The sequence below is a fragment of the Cupriavidus sp. HPC(L) genome, from assembly GCF_000307735.3.
GTDB lineage: Bacteria > Pseudomonadota > Gammaproteobacteria > Burkholderiales > Burkholderiaceae > Cupriavidus.
Genome location: NZ_AMPR02000263.1, coordinates 1 through 3,851 on the forward strand (window position 1 = coordinate 1; position 3,851 = coordinate 3,851).

The window sequence follows — 3,851 nt, forward strand, 5'->3', positions numbered from 1 at the left end:
CGAGATGGGCGCGGGCGCCGCCGCGCCGCAGGCCCGGGGGCGGCGGAATCCGAGGCGCATGATCCCGAGGTCCAATATCATCCGTCGTTGCGATCCGGCAAAGTCGCTATTTGACCACACCCGGCCGCCCGATCCGCAAACCCCGAGCGCCCGGGGCCGGCAAAGCTCGCCGCGGGATGGCAATACGGTAGAATCGCGGCAGTTTTCCATTCCCCTTTTGCATTCTGTATAGCTTTCCTGCCATGGCCATGTACGAATCCGACATCACCCAGTTCCTGAAGGCGCTCAAGCAGGAGCGCCCGTCGCTGGAGGCGGAACAGCGCCAAGGCCGCGCCCTGCTGTGGGACAAGGCCCCGATCGACCTCGAGGAGCGCCAGCGCGCCGAGGCATCGCGGGTCCCGCAGAAGCCCTACGTCTACTCGCTGGACTGATGCCGGCACGCATCCCGGCGCCGCAGTCCCTGCCGACGACCGCGATGCATGCAGATCCGCCCCACTCATGAACCATAGCGAACAGGACAAGCTCGCGCTCGCGCTCGAGCTGCCCAGCGTGGCGTCCGATGGCACCTCGCCGGAGACGGTCGACGGCATGGCGTTCGCGCGCCTGTACGGCGAGCCGCTGTTCCAGCTGCCGCAGGACCTGTATATCCCGCCCGACGCGCTCGAGATCTTCCTCGAGGCGTTCGAAGGGCCGCTGGACCTGTTGCTGTACCTGATTCGCAAGCAGAACTTCAATGTGCTCGACATCCCGATGTCGCAGGTCACGCACCAGTACCTGGCGTATGTCGAGCAGATCCGCAAGAGCAACCTGGAGCTGGCGGCCGAGTACCTGCTGATGGCCGCGATGCTGATCGAGATCAAGTCGCGCATGCTGCTGCCGGTCAAGAAGGCCGACAGCGACGAGGACGCCGAGGACCCGCGCGCCGAGCTGGTGCGCCGGCTGCTCGAATACGAGCAGATGAAGCTGGCCGCGCAGAAGCTCGACCAGGTGCCGCAGCTGGGCCGCGATTTCCTTCGCTCGCAGGTCTTCATCGAGCAGAGCCTGGCGCCGCGCTTCCCCGACGTCGACACCACCGATCTGCAGGCCGCCTGGGCCGACGTGCTCAAGCGCGCCAAGCTGAACCAGCACCACAAGATCTCGCGCGAGGAACTGTCCGTGCGCGAGCACATGAGCCAGATCCTGCGCCGGCTGCAGCATGCCCGCTTCATGGAGTTCACCGAGCTGTTCGAGGATGCGATCCGCTCGGGCAAGGGCGTGCCGGTGGTGGTGGTCAATTTCATCGCGATGCTGGAGCTGTCGCGCGAGTCCCTGGTCGAAATCACCCAGGCCGAGCCCTATGCGCCGATCTACGTGCGCCTGGCCTATACCCCCGCATAGCACCGGCACCGCCGCGCGCTTTTCCTGACGAGCAGTACACGCATCCATGAAAGTCATTTCCTCCATTCACGAGCTGCGCGACCAGTTGCGCGGCCAGAACCGGATCGCCTTCGTCCCGACCATGGGCAATCTGCACGAAGGCCATCTGTCGCTGATGCGGCTGGCGCGCCAGCATGGCGATCCGGTGGTGGCCTCGATCTTCGTCAATCGGCTGCAGTTCGGTCCGAACGAGGATTTCGACAAGTACCCGCGCACGCTGCAGGACGACATCGAGAAGCTGCAGAAGGAAGGCGTGTACGTGCTGTTCGCCCCGACTGAGCGCGACATGTATCCGGAACCGCAGGAATACCGCGTCGATCCGCCGCACGACCTGGGCGACATCCTCGAGGGCGAGTTCCGCCCGGGCTTCTTCAACGGCGTCTGCACGGTGGTGATGAAGCTGTTCTCGTGCACGCAGCCGCGCGTCGCGGTGTTCGGCAAGAAGGACTACCAGCAGCTGATGATCGTGCGGCGCATGGCCAACCAGTTCGCGCTGCCGATCGACATCGTGCCGGCCGAAACGGTGCGGGCCGAGGACGGCCTGGCGCTGTCGTCGCGCAACCGCTACCTGACGCCGGACGAGCGGGCCGAGGCGCCGACGCTGTACCGCACGCTGCATCAGGTGCGCGACCAGGTGCTGGCCAACGCCGCCAGCGGCGCCGAGCTGAACGCGGTCGAGGCGCAGGCGCTGGACGCGCTGAAGGCGCGCGGCTGGAAGCCCGACTACGTTTCGATCCGCAAGCGCAGCAACCTGCAGGCGCCGAGCCGCGACGAATACGCGGCCGGCGAACCGCTGGTGGTACTGGCCGCCGCCAAGCTCGGCGCCACGCGGCTGATCGACAATCTGGAAATCTAGCCAGGCGGACCGCTGCGCCCGCGCGCGCTCGCACGGGCGGGGCACGGCATCAGCGGCGGGCCGCCTGCCGCTGCTCGGTCTTCTTCAGATGGCGCCGGTGGCCGCGCTGGCGCTTCCACCAGATCAGCACGCCCGTCAGCGCGAACAGCAGCGGCGCCAGCCCGAACGCGGAAATGAAGATGCGCCCCGGCATGCCGAACGCCTCGCCGGTATGCAGCGGGTACATCCAGTTCAGCACGGTGTCGCCGGCCGGCGCGGCGAGCGGATCGCGCACGCCGAGGCGGGCACCGGTATAGGCATCGAGCCACAGCCGGGTCGCGCCGCTGCCCTGGCGCACCTCGCCGGGCTGGCGCAGCCGGATCTCGTAGGCGTCGGTCGGCTGGCGCGGGAATGACACGCGCGACACGATCGCCTGCGGATACAGCGCCTGGGCCGCCGTGACGGCCTGCTGCACGCCCATCGGCATGGCGCCCTCGTAGGGCGGCGTGGAAGCCGGCCGTGCGGGGGCTGTGACTGTCATCACGCTGCCGACCAGCGGCGTGACCCACTTCGGCAAATTCAGATACCAGCCGGAAAACGCGATGGTCGCGAGCACCGGCGCGGCCAGGATGCCGCCGGCGCGATGCAGCGAATAGTTCAGCCGCCACCATGAGCCGCCGTGCGTGATACGGAACGCCTGCACGATCGCGCGCGCCTTCAGCTTCGGCCACCACAGCGCGATGCCGGCCAGCACCGTGAACAGCAGCAGCATGCCGCCGACGCCGGCCACGGTCTTGCCGGTATCGCCGGCCAGCAGATAGTGATGCAGATGGAACAGCGTGGGCATCAGCAGCGGACGCGACAGTCCGGGCTCGCCCCAGACGCGCTCGCCCTTGATCGCCAGCGTGGCCGGATCGACCATCACCTGCCGCGAGCGCCCCGGCACCACGCTGCCGGTGCCGGGCTCCTTGACGTGGTACCAGGCGATGAAGACGTCGCGTTCGGACACCGGCAGCATCAGCATCCTGGGCTTGCCGTACTGCGGATCGGCCTTCAGCCGCGCCACCACCTGCTGCACGGTGTCCGCCCGCAGCGGCAGCGTGACCGATTCGGAGGCGACCAGCAGCTCGGGATTGAGGGCGGCGTCGATCTCGTGGCGCCACGACAGCACGGTGCCCGTCAGGCCCAGCAGCACGAACAGCAAGCCGAGCCACAGGCCGATATACAGATGGAGTTTGACGAGCAGGACGCGCAGGCGGCCGGTAACCATGGTGGGGAACGATGGCGCGGCCGGCCGATGACCGCCGCGCTGGAGGGCTGACAAAGCCGACAAGTGTAGCAGGCCGGTCCTTGCGGGACCGTGTCACCCGGGGCCTTCGCCTGGAGCCTCAGCCCGCCGGCCGCAGCGGCGCCAGCAGGGCCGCCAGGTCCAGACGCTCGGCCATCGTATCGGCCAGCCGTTCGAGCGACGCTTCGCGCAACGCGGCCAGGTCGACCCCGTCGGCGCCATCCAGGCCGGCCCAGCGCAGCAGCGCCGCGCAGCCCGCCGGATCGTCGAACAGGCCGTGCAGATAGGTGGCCAGCACCTGGCCATCGTCGG

The 3,851-nt window shown here is 68.2% G+C and carries 5 protein-coding genes and 1 pseudogene; 4 read left to right on the plus strand and 2 right to left on the minus strand.

Annotated elements, in window-relative coordinates:
- The 4 genes from B551_RS26890 to panC all read left to right on the plus strand — a co-directional run.
- Positions 1-232, plus strand: a 232-nt coding sequence (locus B551_RS26890; protein ID WP_216599699.1) for a hypothetical protein, incomplete at its 5' end; no start/stop codon positions are given.
- A gap of 10 nt (positions 233-242) precedes the next feature.
- Positions 243-431: a DUF3460 family protein gene (locus B551_RS15135; protein WP_006579309.1), complete on the plus strand. Its 189-nt coding sequence runs from the start codon at positions 243-245 to the stop codon at positions 429-431.
- Between the two features lie 67 nt (positions 432-498).
- Complete coding sequence (locus tag B551_RS15140) at positions 499-1,377, plus strand: ScpA family protein (RefSeq protein WP_006579310.1); 879 nt, start codon at positions 499-501, stop codon at positions 1,375-1,377.
- Positions 1,378-1,423: 46 nt separating this feature from the next.
- The gene (panC, locus tag B551_RS15145; RefSeq protein ID WP_006579311.1) at positions 1,424-2,272 is read left to right on the plus strand and encodes a pantoate--beta-alanine ligase; all 849 of its coding nucleotides are present in this window, start codon (positions 1,424-1,426) and stop codon (positions 2,270-2,272) included.
- A gap of 49 nt (positions 2,273-2,321) precedes the next feature.
- On the opposite strand, the gene B551_RS15150 is transcribed toward panC, so the two are convergent.
- The gene (locus tag B551_RS15150) at positions 2,322-3,521 is read right to left on the minus strand and encodes a PepSY domain-containing protein (RefSeq protein WP_006579312.1); all 1,200 of its coding nucleotides are present in this window, start codon (positions 3,519-3,521) and stop codon (positions 2,322-2,324) included.
- A gap of 118 nt (positions 3,522-3,639) precedes the next feature.
- Positions 3,640-3,851 (minus strand): annotated as a pseudogene (locus B551_RS15155) (cobyric acid synthase CobQ); the annotation flags it as partial.

Coding starts and splice junctions, on each gene's coding strand:
- B551_RS15135 (WP_006579309.1), top strand. CDS start 243: ATGGCCATGTACGAATCCGACATCACCCAGTTCCTGAAGGCGCTCAAG.
- B551_RS15140 (WP_006579310.1), top strand. CDS start 499: ATGAACCATAGCGAACAGGACAAGCTCGCGCTCGCGCTCGAGCTGCCC.
- panC (WP_006579311.1), top strand. CDS start 1,424: ATGAAAGTCATTTCCTCCATTCACGAGCTGCGCGACCAGTTGCGCGGC.
- B551_RS15150 (WP_006579312.1), bottom strand. CDS start 3,521: ATGGTTACCGGCCGCCTGCGCGTCCTGCTCGTCAAACTCCATCTGTAT.